This is a genomic window from Candidatus Phytoplasma pruni (assembly GCF_001277135.1).
In the GTDB taxonomy this organism is placed as follows: Bacteria; Bacillota_I; Bacilli_A; order Acholeplasmatales; family Acholeplasmataceae; genus Phytoplasma; species Phytoplasma pruni.
Genome location: NZ_LHCF01000004.1, coordinates 1 through 16,518, shown reverse-complemented (window position 1 = coordinate 16,518; position 16,518 = coordinate 1). Strand labels below are relative to the sequence as shown.

Annotated in this window: 19 protein-coding genes, 1 tRNA gene and 1 pseudogene; all 21 read left to right on the top strand. The window is 27.6% G+C overall.

The annotated features are described in order from the left end of the window. The first annotated feature begins 5 nt into the window (after positions 1–5). The 21 genes and pseudogenes from CPX_RS01015 to CPX_RS00920 all read left to right on the top strand — a co-directional run bounded on the left by CPX_RS01015 (position 6) and on the right by CPX_RS00920 (position 16,503). Positions 6–1,364, top strand: coding sequence for a glycine--tRNA ligase (locus CPX_RS01015; protein WP_017191480.1), 1,359 nt, complete (start codon positions 6–8; stop codon positions 1,362–1,364). A gap of 29 nt (positions 1,365–1,393) precedes the next feature. After that, complete coding sequence (gene dnaG / locus CPX_RS01010; protein WP_053521389.1) at positions 1,394–3,289, top strand: DNA primase; 1,896 nt, start codon at positions 1,394–1,396, stop codon at positions 3,287–3,289. A gap of 85 nt (positions 3,290–3,374) precedes the next feature. Continuing rightward, a complete protein-coding gene (locus CPX_RS01005) occupies positions 3,375–4,628 on the top strand; it encodes a sigma-70 family RNA polymerase sigma factor (RefSeq protein WP_053521388.1) in 1,254 nt (417 codons plus the stop codon). Continuing rightward, positions 4,625–5,071: a class I SAM-dependent methyltransferase gene (locus CPX_RS01000; RefSeq protein WP_017191477.1), complete on the top strand. Its 447-nt coding sequence runs from the start codon at positions 4,625–4,627 to the stop codon at positions 5,069–5,071. Before CPX_RS01005 ends, CPX_RS01000 begins: the two co-directional genes overlap by 4 nt. Positions 5,072–5,150: 79 nt before the next feature. Beyond that, positions 5,151–5,227 (top strand) — tRNA-Arg (locus CPX_RS00995). A 122-nt stretch (positions 5,228–5,349) separates the two neighbouring features. Then, entirely contained in the window at positions 5,350–5,580 is a 231-nt protein-coding gene (rpmF, locus tag CPX_RS00990; RefSeq protein WP_053521387.1) for a 50S ribosomal protein L32, read from the top strand. Between the two features lie 54 nt (positions 5,581–5,634). Next, positions 5,635–8,232: an alanine--tRNA ligase gene (gene alaS, locus CPX_RS00985; protein WP_053521386.1), complete on the top strand. Its 2,598-nt coding sequence runs from the start codon at positions 5,635–5,637 to the stop codon at positions 8,230–8,232. Then, positions 8,223–8,732 (top strand): Holliday junction resolvase RuvX, encoded by a 510-nt coding sequence (gene ruvX / locus CPX_RS00980; RefSeq protein WP_053521385.1) that lies wholly within the window; start codon positions 8,223–8,225, stop codon positions 8,730–8,732. Before alaS ends, ruvX begins: the two co-directional genes overlap by 10 nt. A 52-nt stretch (positions 8,733–8,784) precedes the next feature. After that, entirely contained in the window at positions 8,785–9,060 is a 276-nt protein-coding gene (locus tag CPX_RS03465; RefSeq protein ID WP_268760249.1) for an O-methyltransferase, read from the top strand. Next, entirely contained in the window at positions 8,999–9,391 is a 393-nt protein-coding gene (locus CPX_RS00975) for an O-methyltransferase (RefSeq protein ID WP_268760248.1), read from the top strand. Before CPX_RS03465 ends, CPX_RS00975 begins: the two co-directional genes overlap by 62 nt. A 38-nt stretch (positions 9,392–9,429) precedes the next feature. Further along, a complete protein-coding gene (gene greA / locus CPX_RS00970; protein ID WP_053521384.1) occupies positions 9,430–9,903 on the top strand; it encodes a transcription elongation factor GreA in 474 nt (157 codons plus the stop codon). A gap of 5 nt (positions 9,904–9,908) precedes the next feature. After that, complete coding sequence (locus CPX_RS00965) at positions 9,909–10,469, top strand: YqeG family HAD IIIA-type phosphatase (RefSeq protein WP_053521383.1); 561 nt, start codon at positions 9,909–9,911, stop codon at positions 10,467–10,469. Between the two features lie 9 nt (positions 10,470–10,478). Then, on the top strand, positions 10,479–11,045 hold the full coding sequence (yqeK, locus tag CPX_RS00960) for a bis(5'-nucleosyl)-tetraphosphatase (symmetrical) YqeK (RefSeq protein WP_017191470.1): 567 nt from the start codon (positions 10,479–10,481) through the stop codon (positions 11,043–11,045). Between the two features lie 12 nt (positions 11,046–11,057). Further along, positions 11,058–11,624, top strand: coding sequence for a 16S rRNA (guanine(966)-N(2))-methyltransferase RsmD (rsmD, locus tag CPX_RS00955; RefSeq protein WP_053521382.1), 567 nt, complete (start codon positions 11,058–11,060; stop codon positions 11,622–11,624). A gap of 84 nt (positions 11,625–11,708) precedes the next feature. Further along, positions 11,709–11,912: pseudogene (locus CPX_RS03505) on the top strand (YneF family protein); the annotation flags it as partial. 439 nt (positions 11,913–12,351) lie between these two features. After that, positions 12,352–12,570, top strand: coding sequence for a hypothetical protein (locus tag CPX_RS03210; RefSeq protein WP_235443187.1), 219 nt, complete (start codon positions 12,352–12,354; stop codon positions 12,568–12,570). 7 nt (positions 12,571–12,577) lie between these two features. Next, the gene (locus CPX_RS03205; protein ID WP_235443186.1) at positions 12,578–12,772 is read left to right on the top strand and encodes a hypothetical protein; all 195 of its coding nucleotides are present in this window, start codon (positions 12,578–12,580) and stop codon (positions 12,770–12,772) included. Between the two features lie 140 nt (positions 12,773–12,912). Then, positions 12,913–13,791 carry a MetQ/NlpA family ABC transporter substrate-binding protein gene (locus tag CPX_RS00935; protein WP_053521381.1) on the top strand — a complete coding sequence of 293 codons (879 nt, stop codon included), beginning with the start codon at positions 12,913–12,915 and terminating at the stop codon, positions 13,789–13,791. Between the two features lie 53 nt (positions 13,792–13,844). Continuing rightward, a complete protein-coding gene (locus tag CPX_RS00930) occupies positions 13,845–14,753 on the top strand; it encodes a MetQ/NlpA family ABC transporter substrate-binding protein (protein ID WP_053521380.1) in 909 nt (302 codons plus the stop codon). 90 nt (positions 14,754–14,843) lie between these two features. Next, a complete protein-coding gene (locus CPX_RS00925; protein ID WP_017191463.1) occupies positions 14,844–16,040 on the top strand; it encodes an aminotransferase class V-fold PLP-dependent enzyme in 1,197 nt (398 codons plus the stop codon). 19 nt (positions 16,041–16,059) lie between these two features. After that, positions 16,060–16,503 carry an iron-sulfur cluster assembly scaffold protein gene (locus CPX_RS00920; RefSeq protein WP_235443185.1) on the top strand — a complete coding sequence of 148 codons (444 nt, stop codon included), beginning with the start codon at positions 16,060–16,062 and terminating at the stop codon, positions 16,501–16,503. Positions 16,504–16,518: the final 15 nt, after the last annotated feature.

Below are 16,518 nucleotides of genomic sequence, written 5' to 3'. Positions count from 1 at the left end.
AAAACATGTTATCTCTAAAAGAAATAATTATTTTTGCTAAACAGAATGGTTTTGTTTTTTCAGGTAGTGAAATTTATGGCGGTTTATCGAATAGTTTTGATTACGGTTCTTTAGGAACTTTATTAAAACAAAACATTAAACAAGCTTGGAAAAAGAAATTTTTTCAAGAAAGAAATGATAATGTTTTATTGGATAGTTCTATTATAATGAACTCCCAAATTTGGGAAGCCTCCGGACATTTAGAAATGTTTATCGATCCTTTAACCGAAAACAAAGAAACTAATAAACGTTATAGAGCTGATAAATTAATTCAAAGTCACGATCCTTCTTTTGACGTTAGTGCCTTAACTTTTGAAGAAATGACGCAATATTTAATTGAGAATGAAGTTTTAGAAACCAAAAATTGGGCCCCTGTTAAAAAATTCAATATGTTGTTTCAAACCCATCAAGGGGTTGTCATAGAGGAAAAGAAGCCTTTATATTTAAGACCAGAAACTTGTCAAGGTATTTTTGTTAATTTTAAAAATATTTTAAATTCTACTAGGAAAAAATTACCTTTTGGAGTGGGTCAAATCGGCAAATCTTTCCGTAATGAAATTACACCAGGTAATTTTATTTTTAGAACTTGTGAATTTGAACAAATGGAATTAGAATTCTTTTGTCAACCCGAAACACATCAAGAATGGTTTGCTTATTGGAAAGAATATTCTTATAATTTCTTATTAGAATTAGGGATTAAAGAAGAAAATTTAGAACTAAAAGATAATAAAAAAACTGAATTAAGTCATTATTCTAACGCTACTTCTGATATTTTATTCCGTTTCCCTTGGGGTTTTGATGAATTATGGGGAATAGCGTCAAGAACTGATTTTGATTTGAAAAATCATCAAAAATATTCTAAAAAAGATTTAAAATATTTTGATGAAAATACAAAAGAAAAATACTTTCCTTTTGTGATTGAACCTTCTTTAGGGGTCGAAAGGTTATTTTTAGCTCTTTTAGCTGACAGTTTAGAAACAGAGCAACTAAAAGAGGAAACTTCACGAACAGTGTTAAAAATTCATCCTTTTTTAGCGCCTTATAAAATAGCTATTTTACCTTTGATGAAAAAAATTCATTGTCATAAAGCAAAAGAATTGCAAAAAAAATTATCTAATTATTTCGAATTAACTTATGATGAAAACCAAAGCATTGGTAAAAGATATAGAAGACAAGATTCTATAGGTACTCCTTTTTGTTGTACGGTAGATGATCAAACTTTAAAAGATAATACGGTAACAATTAGAGATAGAGATACTATGAAACAACATAAAATACCTATTGAAAAAATCCGCGATTATATAGAAAATAAATTATTGTTTTAAGAATTTTAAAGTGGTGAAAAAATGATTTTATGGATAAAATAAAGGAATCTTTCGTTGCACAAATCAATGAAAAAATACCTATTTATGAATTAGTTCTTAAATCAGGTGTGGTCTTAAAAAAACAAGGAAAAAACTTTATGGGTTTATGCCCTTTTCATCAAGAAAAAACACCTTCTTTTTCTGTTTCTAAAGAAAAGAATATTGCCTTTTGCATGTCTTGTAGTAAAGGGGGTAAGCCAGTTACTTATTGGCGTCAATTGAAAAATATTTCTACTGAAACAGCGGTAGAAGAATTATGTGAACAATTTCATATTGATTTGCCGAAACAAAAGAAAAATAATAAAGATGTTTTGTACGATGTATTAAATTCTGCGCAACAATATTTTCATGATTCACTTTTATACATTATCGACAACATTAAAGATCACCCTTTAGAACGTTATTTATTTCAAGAAAGAAAACTGACTTTAGAATTGATTAAAGAATTTGGTTTAGGTTATGCTTACGATGATTTTAACTCTCTGAAAGATTATTTATTAGAGAAAGGCTTCTCTGCCAAAACTTTATTGAAATTAGGTTTAATTAAACAAAGATCTAACAACGAAAAAGAATATTATAATTTTTTCGTAGACCGTTTGATGTTTCCTTTGACTGATGAAAAAGGTAATATTGTTGGTTTTTCAGGACGTTTGATTAAAGAAAAAGAAAAATATCCTAAATATTTATTTAATTCGGAAACTGCTTTATTTAAAAAAAGTAATCTTTTATATCGTTTATACCAACATCAAGAAGATATTCAAACTAAGAACGAAATTATTCTAACTGAAGGTGTTTTTGATGTCATAGCTTTTTATAAAAAAGGGATTAAAAATGTAGTTGCCACTTTAGGAACTAGTTTTACGGAACAACACGCTAAATTACTTCAATCCAGAAGTCAAAATTGTTTAATTATTTATGATAGCGATAATGCGGGAAAAGAAGCGGCTCTAAAAATATCGACTTTACTGATTAAACGTAATTTTAAAATTAAAATAGTAACTTTGCCTGATAATCTAGATCCAGACCAATACATTTTACAAAAAAACATAATCAATCTCTCTTCTTTAAAAGAAAAAGCGAAAGATTTTGTCTTTTATAATGTAGAAGAATGGAAAGAACAGAACCAAAGTGATGATGAAATAGAGTCTAAAACCGTTACCTTATTGAAATATTACGATCTAGAAACTAAAAGATATTACGCGAAAGAATTGTATAAAAAATATCAAATTTCATTAAATTTAGCTGAACAAACTTATGATAAAGAAAACAACTTATTTAACGATAAAAAAGGTTATCGATTCTTAAGCCAAATCGCCAATGATTCAGATAAATTCATTCATATTAAAAAAATGAATAAAAAACAATATAACGAAACTGACAAACATATCATTATTGAAATTTTGTTGAGCGATAAGTTTTTGCCATTAATTTATGAAAAAAGAGTTATTATTTTTTTACATAATTCGGTGTTGATTGATATTGTTGCCAAAATAAAAGAATATTACGAAAAACATTTGCCTGAAGAAAACATTCACGTCAATCGGCATGTGGATTTAGACAGATTTGCCCTTCTTTACGAAGATTTTTTTCAAGAAAGAAAAGCAAAATTCGATTTTGATCTTTTTAAAGAAGATATTGAAAATAGTTTTTTATTTAAACAGAAAAAAAACCTACCACATTTAGAAGATGTAAAAATACTTTTATCGAAGAAAACACAATTAGATGATTTAGCCAACATAGAAAAAGAAATCACTTCTTTAGAAAAAGACTTAACTCAAATGATAAGCAACGAAGAAGATGTTCGACAGATAGAAGAAAAAGGGCAACAATTAATTCAAAAAAAGTTAGAACTTCACAAAGTAAGAGAAAAGTTAGCTAAATTATAAAAATCAATTAAAAGAGACTAAAATAAAAGTCATCTTATCATTATCGTACTAAAATTGTATAAAATAAAATTAATGGATGAAAAATATGAATTTAAGACAAACGATAAAACAGATATTTAAAAAACATAATTCCAAACTAGCCAAAGATGCGACTATGAGTTCTATTAATGTTGCGTTGAAAAAAAAGTTAAGATGGGTTAATAGTTTTAATAAAAATATGGTTCCGTTTAACGAAGAAATTATCAAATTTTTAATCGCTCAAGATAAAAAAATTAAAAAAGAAAATGTTAAAAAATTAAAAGAACAAAAATTGAAAAAAAATAATTTATCTTTTGAAGATGATGAAAGTAAAGAAGATTACCAAGAAGAATTGAATTTAGAAAAAATTTCTAATTCAATTAAAGTTGACGATCCTGTCAGAATGTATTTGAAAGAAATCGGTCAAATACCTTTATTAACACATGAAGAAGAAAGGGAAAATTCGAAAATGGTTTACGAAGGCATTAGAGCACGTAAACAAATGATTAAATACAAAAAGAAAGAAATAACTCTAACTTCAGAACAAATTCAAAAAAACCATGAATTAATCAAAAAAGGTTTATTAGGCAAAAGCAAATTAGTAGAAGCGAATTATCGTTTAGTAGTTTCTATCGCTAAACGTTATATCGGGAGAAAAATATTATTCTTAGATTTAATTCAAGAAGGTAATATGGGGTTAATGAGAGCGGTAGATAAGTTTGATTATAGAAAAGGTTTTAAATTTTCTACTTACGCTACTTGGTGGATTAGACAAGCGATCACCAGAGCAGTAGCCGACCAAGCAAGAACAATTAGAATTCCGGTTCATATTATCGAAACAATGAATAAAATTTCTCGTTGCAGAGGCAAGTTAACGCAAGATTTATCCAGACAAGTAGGTAATCACGAAATAGCTAAAGAAATGAATATTAAAACTAAACAAATCACTGATATTCAGATGATAGAAAAAGAAACTATTTCTTTAGAAACTTCAGTCCGAGAAGAAGATGATTCTTCTTTAGGTGATTTCATTAGTGACGCTAACGCTGTTTCTCCCCACGAATACATGTTGCAGGAAACTTTAAAAAATACTTTAGATGAAACTTTAGAAGAAGCTTTAACCGTAAGAGAACAACAAGTTTTAAAAATGAGATACGGGTTGTTAGATGATCGTATTTACACTTTAGAAGAAGTCGGCGCTATGTTTGGTGTTACCCGAGAAAGAATACGTCAAATCGAAGCGAAAGCTTTAAGGCGCCTAAGATCGCCTTCAAGACAAAATAAATTGAAAATGTTATATAAAAATATTAACAAAAAATGATGAAAAGAATTGATTTTATTGCTTCTTTGCTTCAAGGTTATCATACGGTTGTAGATGTCGGAACAGACCATGGTTTAGTGTTAAAAAAAGCTTTTGAACAAGGTTATATTCAAAAAGCGATTGCTTCTGATATCAATCCTCAACCGTTAGAAAAAGCACGGGAAAATTTAGAAAATTATCCCGTGGAATTTTATTTAAGTGACGGATTTGAAAATATCCCTTCCTCTTTTGATTTGGCTTTGATTGCCGGCATGGGTCCTTATACTATTATCCATATTTTAGAAAAAACTTCTCATATCGGCAAACCTTTCATCTTAGGTTGTCAAGGGAAAATCCATCTTTTAGTCGAATGGTTAAAAAGAAACTATTATACCATTCAAAACCATTATATTGTTCACGATAAATTTAATTATATGTTTTTAAAAGTCATCCGAAATAAATGAAATTTAATAAAAATGAAGATTTTTTTATTTTGGATGGTAAAAAAACATTATTTCAAGTATAATAATAGTTGTTTAAAAGGTTTGAGTAGCTCAGCAGGATAGAGCAACGGCCTTCTAAGCCGTGGGTCAGGGGTTCGAATCCCTTCTCAAACGCCATTGTAAAAAAAAGACGAATTAAGAAAAAATTTTGTAAAAAATTAAATAAATATTTTATTATCAAATAAAGCATTTTGCTACGAAAGTGTTTTATTTGATAATAAAAAAAAGGAGATGAAAAAATGGCTGTTCCCTTTAGAAGAACCGGTAAGACTGCAAAAAGAAAAAGACGTACACATTATAAATTAAACAAACCAACTTTAGTGGTATGTCCGGAAACTAATAATTTTACTTTACCCCATCGTGTTACTCTTAATAGTGGTTATTACAAAGGAAAATTAATTTTGTTAAAGAAAAAAAAGATAATTAAAAATATCCTATTTTCCCAAAAAGATATTAATTATCTTTTTTAATTTATAAAATTATTTTATGGGAAAATATTTAACAAATTAAAGGAACATAAACAAATGAAAAAGATGACTTCTTCTGAAATTAGAAAAATGTGGTTAAATTTTTTTGTAGAAAAGGGTCATTACCAAGAAAAATCGGCTTCTTTAGTACCGCAATCCGATCCTACTTTATTGTGGGTGAATGCTGGGGTAACTCCTTTGAAAAAATATTTTGACGGTTCAGAGAAAGTTCGTTTTCAAAACATTGTTAATGTGCAAAAATGCTTAAGAAATAATGATATCGAAAATATCGGCAAAACTTCTCGCCATAACACTTTTTTTGAAATGTTAGGCAATTTCTCTATCGGTGGTTATTTCAAAGAAGAAGCGATTGATTTGGCTTATGAATTGTTATTATTCGAACGTTTTTTCGCTTTACCAAAAGAAAAATTATATATTACTTATTTCCATCAAGACTTAGATACATATCATTTTTGGTTAAAAAAAGGGATAGATGAAAATCATTTAATCCCTTTGAAAACTAATTATTGGGAAATCGGCGAAGGTCCTTGTGGTCCTTGTACGGAAATCTTTTTTGATCGTGGATCTGAATATGATTCAAGAGGTCCTGAATTAATTGAAAACGATATTGAAAACGATCGTTTTATTGAAATTTGGAACATTGTTTTTTCCCAATATAATTCTGTTCCTGAAGCAAAACGTGAGAATTATAAAGAATTACCGCAAAAAAATATAGATACTGGAGCAGGTTTAGAACGTTTAGCTTGTATTTTTCAAGATAAAAAAACTAATTTTGAAACTGATTTATTCTATCCTATTATTGTCAAAATGGAAGAAATAAGCGGGTTTAAATATCAAGAGGACGAAACCTTTAGAATTATCTCAGACCACGTTAAAACATTAGTTTTTGGTCTTGGAGATGATGTTGTTTTAGCCAACTACGGAAGAGGCTATGTTCTCAAAAGACTTTTAAGAAGAGCTTTTCAAAAAGGTAAAAAAATAGGGTTAAATCAACCTTTCTTATATCGATTAGTGCCGACTGTGGCTGATATGATGCAAGAATTTTATCCTGAGTTAAAAGATAAAGAAACAGTTATTGCTCAAATGATCCAAAAAGAAGAAGAAAAATTTTTGCACACTTTAAAAGTGGGTGAAGTCAAAATTTTAGAATTGACTGAAGATAATAAAATATCTGATGAAAATTTTTTTAAACTTTATGATACTTATGGTTTGCCTAAAGAGGTTGTTTTAGAATTCTCCGAACAAAGAAATATTGAAGTAGATTCAGATCAATTTGATATTTTCTTACAAAAACAGAAGAAATTATCTCAAAAAAACCAAAATAAAGATTTTAAAAATAGGATGAAAGAACAAAATACGGATCATTTAAACTTTACCGCTCCAAGTGAATTTGTGGGTTATGAAGTTTTAGAAGCCAAAACAAAAGTTCTTAAAGTGTTTAAAGAAGGTATTGTTTTAGAAAAAACTCCTTTTTATCCTCGTATGGGCGGTCAATCTTGCGATGAAGGAACTATTAACAATGTGCCCGTTACTAAAGTGACGAAATTGCCGAATGGTCAAATAATACATCAAATCGCTAATGTCTTTCACGAAGGACAAGAGGTAGTAGCTATCGTAGATCCAGAGAATAGACGCAAAAATTCTTTAAATCATACGGCAACTCACCTTTTAAATGATTCTTTGAGAAAGGTTTTTGGAAAACATATTAAACAACAAGGTTCCTCTTTGAACGATAAGGTTTTAAGGTATGATTTTAACCATTATAACCTCTTATCTTTTGATGATTTGATGCAATTAGAAAACCAAGTTAATGATTGGATTTCTCAAAAATACCCCGTTATAACAGAAGCGATGTCTTTTGTAGAGGCGCAGAAAAAAGATGCTAAATTTTTAGTAGATAAAGATTATTCTGATACAGTAAGAGTAGTTAAAATCCACGATTTTTCTCTTCAATTATGTGGCGGAACGCACGCGAAAAACACTATGGAACTAAAAAGATTCGCCATTTTATCGTACAGTTCTATTGGTTCTGGTATTTACAGAATTGAAGCCACTTCCGAGGATAACGTTAGAAATGCTATAGAACAGAAAATTAGTCCTTTTGTCAAAGAAGAACAACAAATTTTGCATAAAATAGAGCAAGATCAAAAAGTAGTTAATGCGAAAATTATTCCTAAAATTATGATTAATTATAATAGTTATGAAGATATTCAAAACTATAAATCTTACGTTCAAGCTTTAAAACAACAACAGATCGCTATCCAAAAAGAAATGGTCAAAAAACAAACTGAACTAATTTTGCAAAAAGCGGATCAATTTATTCCTGATAAAATTGAAAAACAAATGTTAATTATGATTCACGATGAAACCAATATAGAACCCAATATTTTAAAAACTTTATTAGAACATTTATTTGACAAATTACAAAATGATTTTTTAATTTTATGTCAAAAACAAAACAATGGTTTTGTTTTATTAGTGAAAAGTAAAACTGTTCATGCGGGACAATTTTTAAAAAACATTAACAAAATTATTAACGGCAAAGGTGGTGGAAATAAAACTTTTGCTCGTTCTTTCAGTTCAGATATAATGAAAATAAATGAATTAGAAAAGGGATGGAAGACTTGTTTGTGAACAATAACAATTCTTTTTTAGGTTTAGATTTAGGTGAAAAAACATTAGGAATTGCTCTTTCTGAATCTGGTATTATCGCGAATAATTTAAAAACTATTAATTTTACTCAACATAAATATGAAGAATTAATAATGCCTTTAAAAGAAGTGATAGAACAATTCAATATTAAAACGATTATTTTAGGAAATCCTAAACATATGAATAATGATGTTGGCATTAAAGCAAAAATAAGTATGAAATTTCAAGAGAAACTACAAAATAATTTTCCTTTGATGGAAGTTATTTTGTGGGACGAACGTTTATCTACTGTACAAGCTTTTCAAGCTATAAATAGCAGCAGTGGCCCTAAAGTTTCCAAACACAAACAAAAGAAAAATAAAAAACTAAAAGACGAAATAGCGGCGATGATTATTTTACAAAATTTTTTAAATTTTCGTTCTAATCAATTATTGGAACAACAACAATTAGAAAAAAAAGCCGAAAAAGACAAAGAAAAATAAAAAAAGATAAAGTTTTTTATTATCAAATAAAAAAAGGTTAATTTATTTAAATATGCCAAGTATGAAAAACGAACTAAAAGAAAAAACTTTACAAGAAATTAAAACATATGCTATTTCGCATCAAATTCCTATTATACATGATGAAACCAAATTATTTTTAGAAAAAATGATAACTGACAATAATTTTAGGGATGTTTTAGAAATAGGAACAGCGATTGGTTATAGCGCTTTATCTATGAGTAATGAGAAAAATAATATTCAAACCATTGAAAGGGAATATCCCAACGTCCAATTGGCGAAGGATTTTTTTAAAAAATATTTCTCATGAAATTGAAGTTATTTGGTCAGAAGCTTTTTTTTATCAACCGCAAAAAAAATATGATTTCATTTTTATCGATGCTTCAAAGGTTCAATACGAAAAGTTATTTAAGAAATACCAATTTTTTTTAAAGGATAATGGCGTTATTGTATGTGATAATTTGAATTTTCATAATTTAGATGTCAAAACTATTTCTAGAAGTGCGAAAAGAATTATCACTAAATTAAACAGTTTTAAAACTTTTTTAACTGAAAATAGGGAATTTAAAACTATTTTTAAAGATATTGGTGATGGATTAAGTATTTCTTGGAAAAAAAATTTTTCACCTAAAATAATTTAATTTTGAAATTAAAATTATTATCAAATAAAGGAAATAAAATGAATAAAAAAAGTTATACTTTAACTCAATCAGGAGTTGATAAATTAAACGAAGAATTAAATTACCTTAAAAAAGTTAAAAGAAACGAAAACTTATTAGCTTTAAAAGAAGCAAGAGAACAAGGGGATTTAAGCGAAAATGCTGATTATAGTGCAGCTAGAAACGAACAAGCTGTCATAGAAACCAGAATTTTAGAAATTCAAAATATTTTAAAAAATGTTAATATTATTAGTGCTTCTGTTAAAAACAAAGACATCAATATTGGGAATAAAGTGCATTTAAGATTTTTAGATACTATGGAAGAAAAAAACCTACATTTAGTAGGAATTTTAGAAGCAGACCCTTTTGTTGATAAAATTTCTATTGAATCTCCTATTGGCCAAAGTATTCAAGGTTGCAAAATAGGCGATAAAGTAGTGGTTAAAACTGAAACTGGCAAAAACTTTACAGTAGAAATTCTAAAAATAGAATAGATAAAATGGGGAAAGCGAATAAATATTTGCCTAAATTTTATTATGATTCTTTTTTAGATATCCCTTATGAATATTTGGCGAAAAAGGGTATTAAAGCGTTGTTTTTTGATTTAGACAACACTTTATTAGAAAACAACCAAAAAACTTTAAGTGAAGAAAATAAACAATTTTTACAACAAATTCAACCCTTATTTAAAATAGTGATTCTTTCGAATGCTTCTAAAAAAAGATTGGAAACTGTTTTAAAAAACAATTTTGATTATATTCCGCTTACTTTTTTTCATAAAAAACCTTCTTCATGGGGTTTTTTAAAAGCTTTGGAAAAATTTAACGTTTCAGCAGAAGAAACAGTTATGATCGGTGATCAATTAAGAACGGATATTTTAGGAGCTAATAAAATGAAGATTACTTCTATTTTAGTAAAACCGATTAATAGAAACAACGAATCATTATTTTCTCGTTTAAGCCGTTATTTTATCGAAAGACCTTACATCAAAAAAATCAAAAAAAATAATCCGCAAATTTATCAACAAAAATTTAAAAACTTTGTTGAATTAGAAAAATGATTGTGATTTATGTTAATAGAAAATATTTTAAAAAAATTAAACGAAAAATTTAAAAATGATGCTCCTAGATTGAACCATATTTTAGGAGTTTATAGGAAAGCTATGGAATTGTCTCGTTTTCATAAAGCAGACATCTTGCAAGCGCAAATAGCTGCTTTATTTCATGATTATACTAAAAACGATTCTTTAGAATTCCATGTCTCCGTTTTAGATAAAAAAATCATTAATAAATATAAACAAGCTACTTTTATGTATCACGCTTTTAGCGCTCCTGTAGTGTTAGAAAAAGAGTTTAAAATTAGTGATAAAAAAATTTTAAACGCTATTAGAAAACATGTTTGGGGTCATAAGACGATGAATAAGCTGGATAAAATTATTTTATTAAGTGATAAATTAGAAAATAATCGTGATTTTCCGCAAGTTAATTATTTTAGAAAATTGGCTTTTGAAGATTTAGATCAAGCGGTTTATCAACTTTTAAAATTTAATTTTGCATATTATCAATCTAAAGGTTTTAAACATTCTGAAGAACAATTGGCCATTTTAACTTCTTTAGAAAAGAAATTGAAAAAATAATGGTGTTGAATAATGTTACAAATTATTTCAGGAAAATACAAAGGTTTTAGATTAAATTTAGTTCCTTCGGAAAAAACCAAAAGTACTTCTCATTTAGTTCGAAAAGCTTTATTTGATACAATTGGGGCAGAAATAGAAGGTCAAACGGTGCTAGATTTATTCTCTGGTTCAGGAGCTTATGGTTTTGAAGCTTTAAGTAGAAAAGCTAAAGTGATCTATATGGTGGATAATTTATTGACTGCTTATAAAACAATTAAAAAAAACTGCCAAAAATTGCAACTAAAGAATGATGAAGTTTATATTTTTTATGGCGATGCTTTTAGAATGTTGAAAAAATTTATTAAAGAAGAGTTAATCTTTGGTTTAATCATTTTAGATCCTCCGTATTTTTCTGATTATTTTGAGCCTTTATTCAATATTTTAAGTCCCTTAACTAATCAAAATAGTTTAGTGATTTACGAAACCAGTCACAAGATGAATTTGCCGTCAAAAATAAACGATTTTCATTTAATTAAAAGTAAAAAATACGGTAGCAAGAAGTTAAACTATTATCGCAAAGTTTTCTTTGCTTTATCATGAAAATTTATTTATGTTTTAAATTATAATAAAATTGAATGATTTTATTTTATAAATTTATTTTATAAAAAAGGAGAATTATATCATATGAATTGGATCGGAACTTGTTTGTTTTTATTAGGATTAATTTTAGGAATTGTTGTAGGAGCTTTTTTCATGTTCCGTTGGTTCAAAAAATATTTAGAAAAAAATCCTCCTATTACGGAAAGACAAATTAAAGAAATGTTTAAACAAATGGGAAGAACCCCAGGAGAGAAACAAATTAAACAAATCATGTCTTCTTTCAAAAAAAATAAAAGGAGGTTTTATTCAATGAACCAAAGTTATTTAGTTTGTTTTGCAATCGTTTTCATTGTGGTGGGAGTTCTTTTTTTCATGAACTTTCTTTACGACAGAAAAGTTAAAATGAAAATGAAAAAATATTTACTGAATTGTTCGGATATAGAAAAAGAAGTATTAAAAAGTTTTTTACAAAATAAAAATAAAGAATTTCCGTTAACTAAAAATTCTTCTATTACTTTTAATTTAGTGAAATTAAATATTTTAAGAAAAATAAAAGACGATAATACAAATCCTCTACACTCTTTTTACGCTATCAATATAGAAATCTTTAATTTAGTGAACAAAGATAAAACTTTAAGAGAGATATATTTATTCACCAATCATCAACTTTAAAAGGAGAAATATAATTCTTTTATCGTTGAAAAATTACAAAGGAATGGAAAACAAAATGAGTCAATTAAAATTAATCGCTTATCATGATGAAAGATTAAACGATATAGGAATCGTTAAAAACGGTTTAAAAACTAAATTAGATTCAGCTTTAACTAATGCTAACGATAATTACAGTGATCCAAGAGAATTAATGAGTTTATCTTTATTAGTGTGTGTTTATAAAACTACTAAAAAATATCTTGCTTTGAAAAAAACCGCATTTATCAGACATTAAAATAAAAGTGTCAACTAGCACTTCTAAAGATGAACAAGGTTTTTATTTCAAATTAGAACTTATTATGGGCATTAAAGAAGCCTCCGTACAAGAAACAACTGAAATCATGGATACAGTTCATACTAAATGTCCTGTTTCTAGAATGTTAAATGATTATCCTCATTTAATCTTAAGTGCTGTTTTATACGAAAGTATCGCTTAAAAAAATTTGCAAAGTTAAAAAGAAATTGACCTAAATTTCATAGGATTTTTTAGGTTTTTAAAACGCGTTTTAATATAAGATAAAAATTTATATCATTTGAAAAAATAATTATTGTTTGTAAAAGAAAGATGGATTTTAATATGAAGAATTTAAACAATAAAAAAGAAAGAAAAGTAGTTAAAGTTGGTAGCCCGATACAAGCGGTTATTAATACCTTAAATAAAGCTAAAGAATTATATTACGATAAAGGTATCGATTTAGAAGTAGTCAAAACTAATTGGACTGAAGAAAATATAGATATTTTAAAAAGTAAAAAAATTGATGGTTTGATTTACACTAATATTCATGTTTTTAAAGCGACTAATGATTTTTTAATTAAAAACAAACAAGAACCTTTTGTTTTTATTCAACCTTTTTATCATTCTAAATACGGTTTATACGCTAATAAAAAAAGCAAAAAACAATTATTAAGCTTAGAAGAAGTTAAAAAACATAAAAATTTAAAAGTCTTATTAGCTGTGGCTTTTTCTTTTATTGAACCTTGTGATACTTCCCGTTCTCTTTTGGTGTTGAGAAATAACGGATTAATCGATATTCCTGAAGAGGTTTTAAAAGAAAAAAGATTAAATATTAATTTTTCTGATATCACCAATCCTTATAATTTAGAATTTACTAAAACTTCTCAAATTCCTTTTAAATTTGCTGAAAATCCTGATGAATATGATTTAATGGCTAATTGGCCTGCTTTTATGAATAGCAACCCTGATTTTATCAGAATCGGTTCTAATATCACAGGCGAAAATGAACCAACTAACGAAATAGTAGAATCATACGCTATTGGTTTGATTTCTAGACAAGATAATCAAAATAGCGAAGAGATCAATATACTAAAACAAATTCTACAAGATCCCGAAGTTAAAGCGTTTCACGTGAATCAAACTCATAACGGAATGAAAAATTATGTTATGATTGAAAAACCTGAAGAATTAAAAGATAGACTAATTAAAAATTGGTTATAAATTGTATAACCGTCAAGAAAAATAATAAATAAAAAGATTAAAAGGATACAATTATGAATAACTTAGCTAACAATCACAACGATAATAAACCTAAAAAAACTATTAAAATAGCTACTAATTTTCCTTCTTCTTTAAATACTTTACAAAGTACTAAACATTTAATCGAAGATGGCTACATTTTAGAAGTTATTTCTGAAGCAGAATTAAAAGAAAAATATCAAATTACTTGCAATGACGCTCTTAAAGAAGGTCTTGTAGATGTGAGCATTTCTAATAATTACCACACTATGAATTCTTATAACGATTTTTCGGCAACCGATGAAGAAACTAAATTAACGATGGTGCAACCGTTTTTTCACCCTCGTTACGGTCTATACGTTCATCAAAAAAACCCTTTAAAACTTCAATCAGTAGAAGATGTTAAAAAACATAAAAATTTAAGATTATTATTCGCTCCTTTTAATGATTTGTTCGCGGCACCATGTGATTTTTCACGTTCTCTTTTGTTGTTAAATAATTTAAAATTAGTTAAAATCGATGAAGAAGTGATCAAAGCTAAAGGTTATAATTTGAACTTAGACGATATAGAAAATATTTATAATTTGGATTTTGTTAAAACTAATAATTTATTTAAAGTAGTGGAATTATTCGCCGATCCAACTAAATACGATTTATCTATCAACTGTCCTGGTTTTATGAGAAAAAACCCTGATTTCAAAAGAATCGGTACTGTAAGTCCCGAAGAACAAGAAAATAATATCGTTTTCTCTTCTTACGCTATTATTTTAGCTTCTAGAAAAAACAACCAAGATGATGAAAAAGTCCAAGCGGTTAAAAGATTTTTAAAACACGAAAAAGTGCAAAAAACTATGTTTGAAGCTGGTGGACCAGGCAAAGATTACGTTATGGTGCAAAACCCTGATAAATTAAAAGCAGACATACTAGCTAATTTCGAAAAATAATTATCCATAACTATTTGATACAAAAAAACAAAAAACTATGACATCCTCGCGGGTGATATTTTTTTGAAAAAAGGAGTTTAATAACCACTTATGAAAGATAATTCTTTTCGTTCCTATTTTCCTATTTTTAAAAAAAATCCTAAATTAGTTTATTTCGATTCCGCTTCTACTTCTTTAAAACCACAAACAGTGATAGATGCTATGTCAGATTTTTATAATAATAATGGCATGAATTTTAGATCTTTCGGCACTTTATCTGTACAAAACAATCGTTTAATGGGTGAAACAAGAGAAAAAACGGCTCAATTCATCAACGCAGAACCTGAAGAAATTATCTTTACTAAAGGAACGACTGAATCTTTAAATATGTTAACACAAATTCTTTCGCAAAACATCCAACCAGGAGATGAAATTATTACTTCAGAATTAGAACATAATTCATCTGTTTTACCTTGTATTAAAGCGGCAGAAGATAAACAAGCTAAATTAGTGTTTGTGCCTTTGAGCGACCAAAACAAAATCACTGTTGAGAACTTTAAAACTGTTTTAACCGATAAAACTAAAATAGTAGTTTTAACTCATATGTCTAATGTTTTAGGTTATGAAACTCCTATTAAAGAAATCGCTAAAATTGCTCATCAAAAAGACGTGTTAGTAATTTTAGATGCTGCTCAATCCGTAGCTCATCAACGTTTAGATATGAAAGATTTAGATGTTGATTTTATGGCTTTTTCGGCTCATAAAATTTATGGACCTTTTGGTGTAGGCATCCTTTACGGTAAAAAAGTACATTTAGAAAAAATGAAACCTTCTTTTTTAGGCGGTGGTACTATTCAAGAAGTTTTTAAAGATCGTTATGTTTTAAGAGATACTCCTTATAAATTTGAATCAGGAACTCCTAATATAGGCTCAGTTATTGCTTTTAAAAAAAGTTTAGAATTTATTGAATCTATTGGAATAGACAAGATTCATCAACATAATAAAAAAATGGTTGCTAAAATTAAAGAAGAATTTAAAAAAATCCCACAAATTAAGGTTTTAAACGAAGGGGCTGATAATTTAGTACTTTTTGTTTTTGACAAAATTCACGCTCATGATGTCGAAAGTTCTTTAGCTAAACATAATATCTATCTTAGAACAGGTCTGCATTGTGCTAATTTAGCTTCTAAAAAATTAAATCAAATAAGCACTATTAGAGTGTCTGTTGGGTTACACAACACCGAAGAAGATATAGCTTTTTTAATTACTCATTTAAAAAAAATAAAAGATTTTTTTAGTTTAATTTAAAAATCAAAGGAATTAACCAATGTGTGTAATGAACGAATTACAAAAAAAATTAATGATTCAGCATTCTAGCTATCCCCAAAATTATGGTTTAGTTAAAGATGATAGTTATTTATATATTCATTATCAAAATAACTCTTGTGGCGATGCTATAGATTTACAAATCAAAATAGTAGATGGCGTTATCGTTGATATTAAACACGATACTCAAGCTTGCGCAGTATGTTGTGCATCAGCTAGTTTAATGTCAGTACATTTAAAAAAGAAAACTATTCCCGAAACACTCAATAAAGTGAATCATTTTTTAGGAATGGTGAAAGATAAAAACTATGATGAAACGCAAATAGACCCTGACTTGAAAGTTTTTAACTTATTGAAACAACCTTCCAGTAGAGTTTTATGCATCAGCCTCCCTTGGGAAGCTATACAAAAAAATATCGAACAAAACCATTCTTCCTTAAAATAATAATATACCAAAAAA

Bases quoted from the DNA above. Each gene is read 5' to 3' on its own strand.
- CPX_RS01015 (WP_017191480.1), top strand. From the start codon at position 6: ATGTTATCTCTAAAAGAAATAATTATTTTTGCTAAACAGAATGGTTTT.
- dnaG (WP_053521389.1), top strand. From the start codon at position 1,394: ATGGATAAAATAAAGGAATCTTTCGTTGCACAAATCAATGAAAAAATA.
- CPX_RS01005 (WP_053521388.1), top strand. From the start codon at position 3,375: ATGAATTTAAGACAAACGATAAAACAGATATTTAAAAAACATAATTCC.
- CPX_RS01000 (WP_017191477.1), top strand. From the start codon at position 4,625: ATGATGAAAAGAATTGATTTTATTGCTTCTTTGCTTCAAGGTTATCAT.
- rpmF (WP_053521387.1), top strand. From the start codon at position 5,350: ATGGCTGTTCCCTTTAGAAGAACCGGTAAGACTGCAAAAAGAAAAAGA.
- alaS (WP_053521386.1), top strand. From the start codon at position 5,635: ATGAAAAAGATGACTTCTTCTGAAATTAGAAAAATGTGGTTAAATTTT.
- CPX_RS03465 (WP_268760249.1), top strand. From the start codon at position 8,785: ATGCCAAGTATGAAAAACGAACTAAAAGAAAAAACTTTACAAGAAATT.
- greA (WP_053521384.1), top strand. From the start codon at position 9,430: ATGAATAAAAAAAGTTATACTTTAACTCAATCAGGAGTTGATAAATTA.
- CPX_RS00965 (WP_053521383.1), top strand. From the start codon at position 9,909: ATGGGGAAAGCGAATAAATATTTGCCTAAATTTTATTATGATTCTTTT.
- yqeK (WP_017191470.1), top strand. From the start codon at position 10,479: ATGTTAATAGAAAATATTTTAAAAAAATTAAACGAAAAATTTAAAAAT.
- rsmD (WP_053521382.1), top strand. From the start codon at position 11,058: ATGTTACAAATTATTTCAGGAAAATACAAAGGTTTTAGATTAAATTTA.
- CPX_RS03210 (WP_235443187.1), top strand. From the start codon at position 12,352: ATGAGTCAATTAAAATTAATCGCTTATCATGATGAAAGATTAAACGAT.
- CPX_RS00935 (WP_053521381.1), top strand. From the start codon at position 12,913: ATGAAGAATTTAAACAATAAAAAAGAAAGAAAAGTAGTTAAAGTTGGT.
- CPX_RS00930 (WP_053521380.1), top strand. From the start codon at position 13,845: ATGAATAACTTAGCTAACAATCACAACGATAATAAACCTAAAAAAACT.
- CPX_RS00925 (WP_017191463.1), top strand. From the start codon at position 14,844: ATGAAAGATAATTCTTTTCGTTCCTATTTTCCTATTTTTAAAAAAAAT.
- CPX_RS00920 (WP_235443185.1), top strand. From the start codon at position 16,060: ATGTGTGTAATGAACGAATTACAAAAAAAATTAATGATTCAGCATTCT.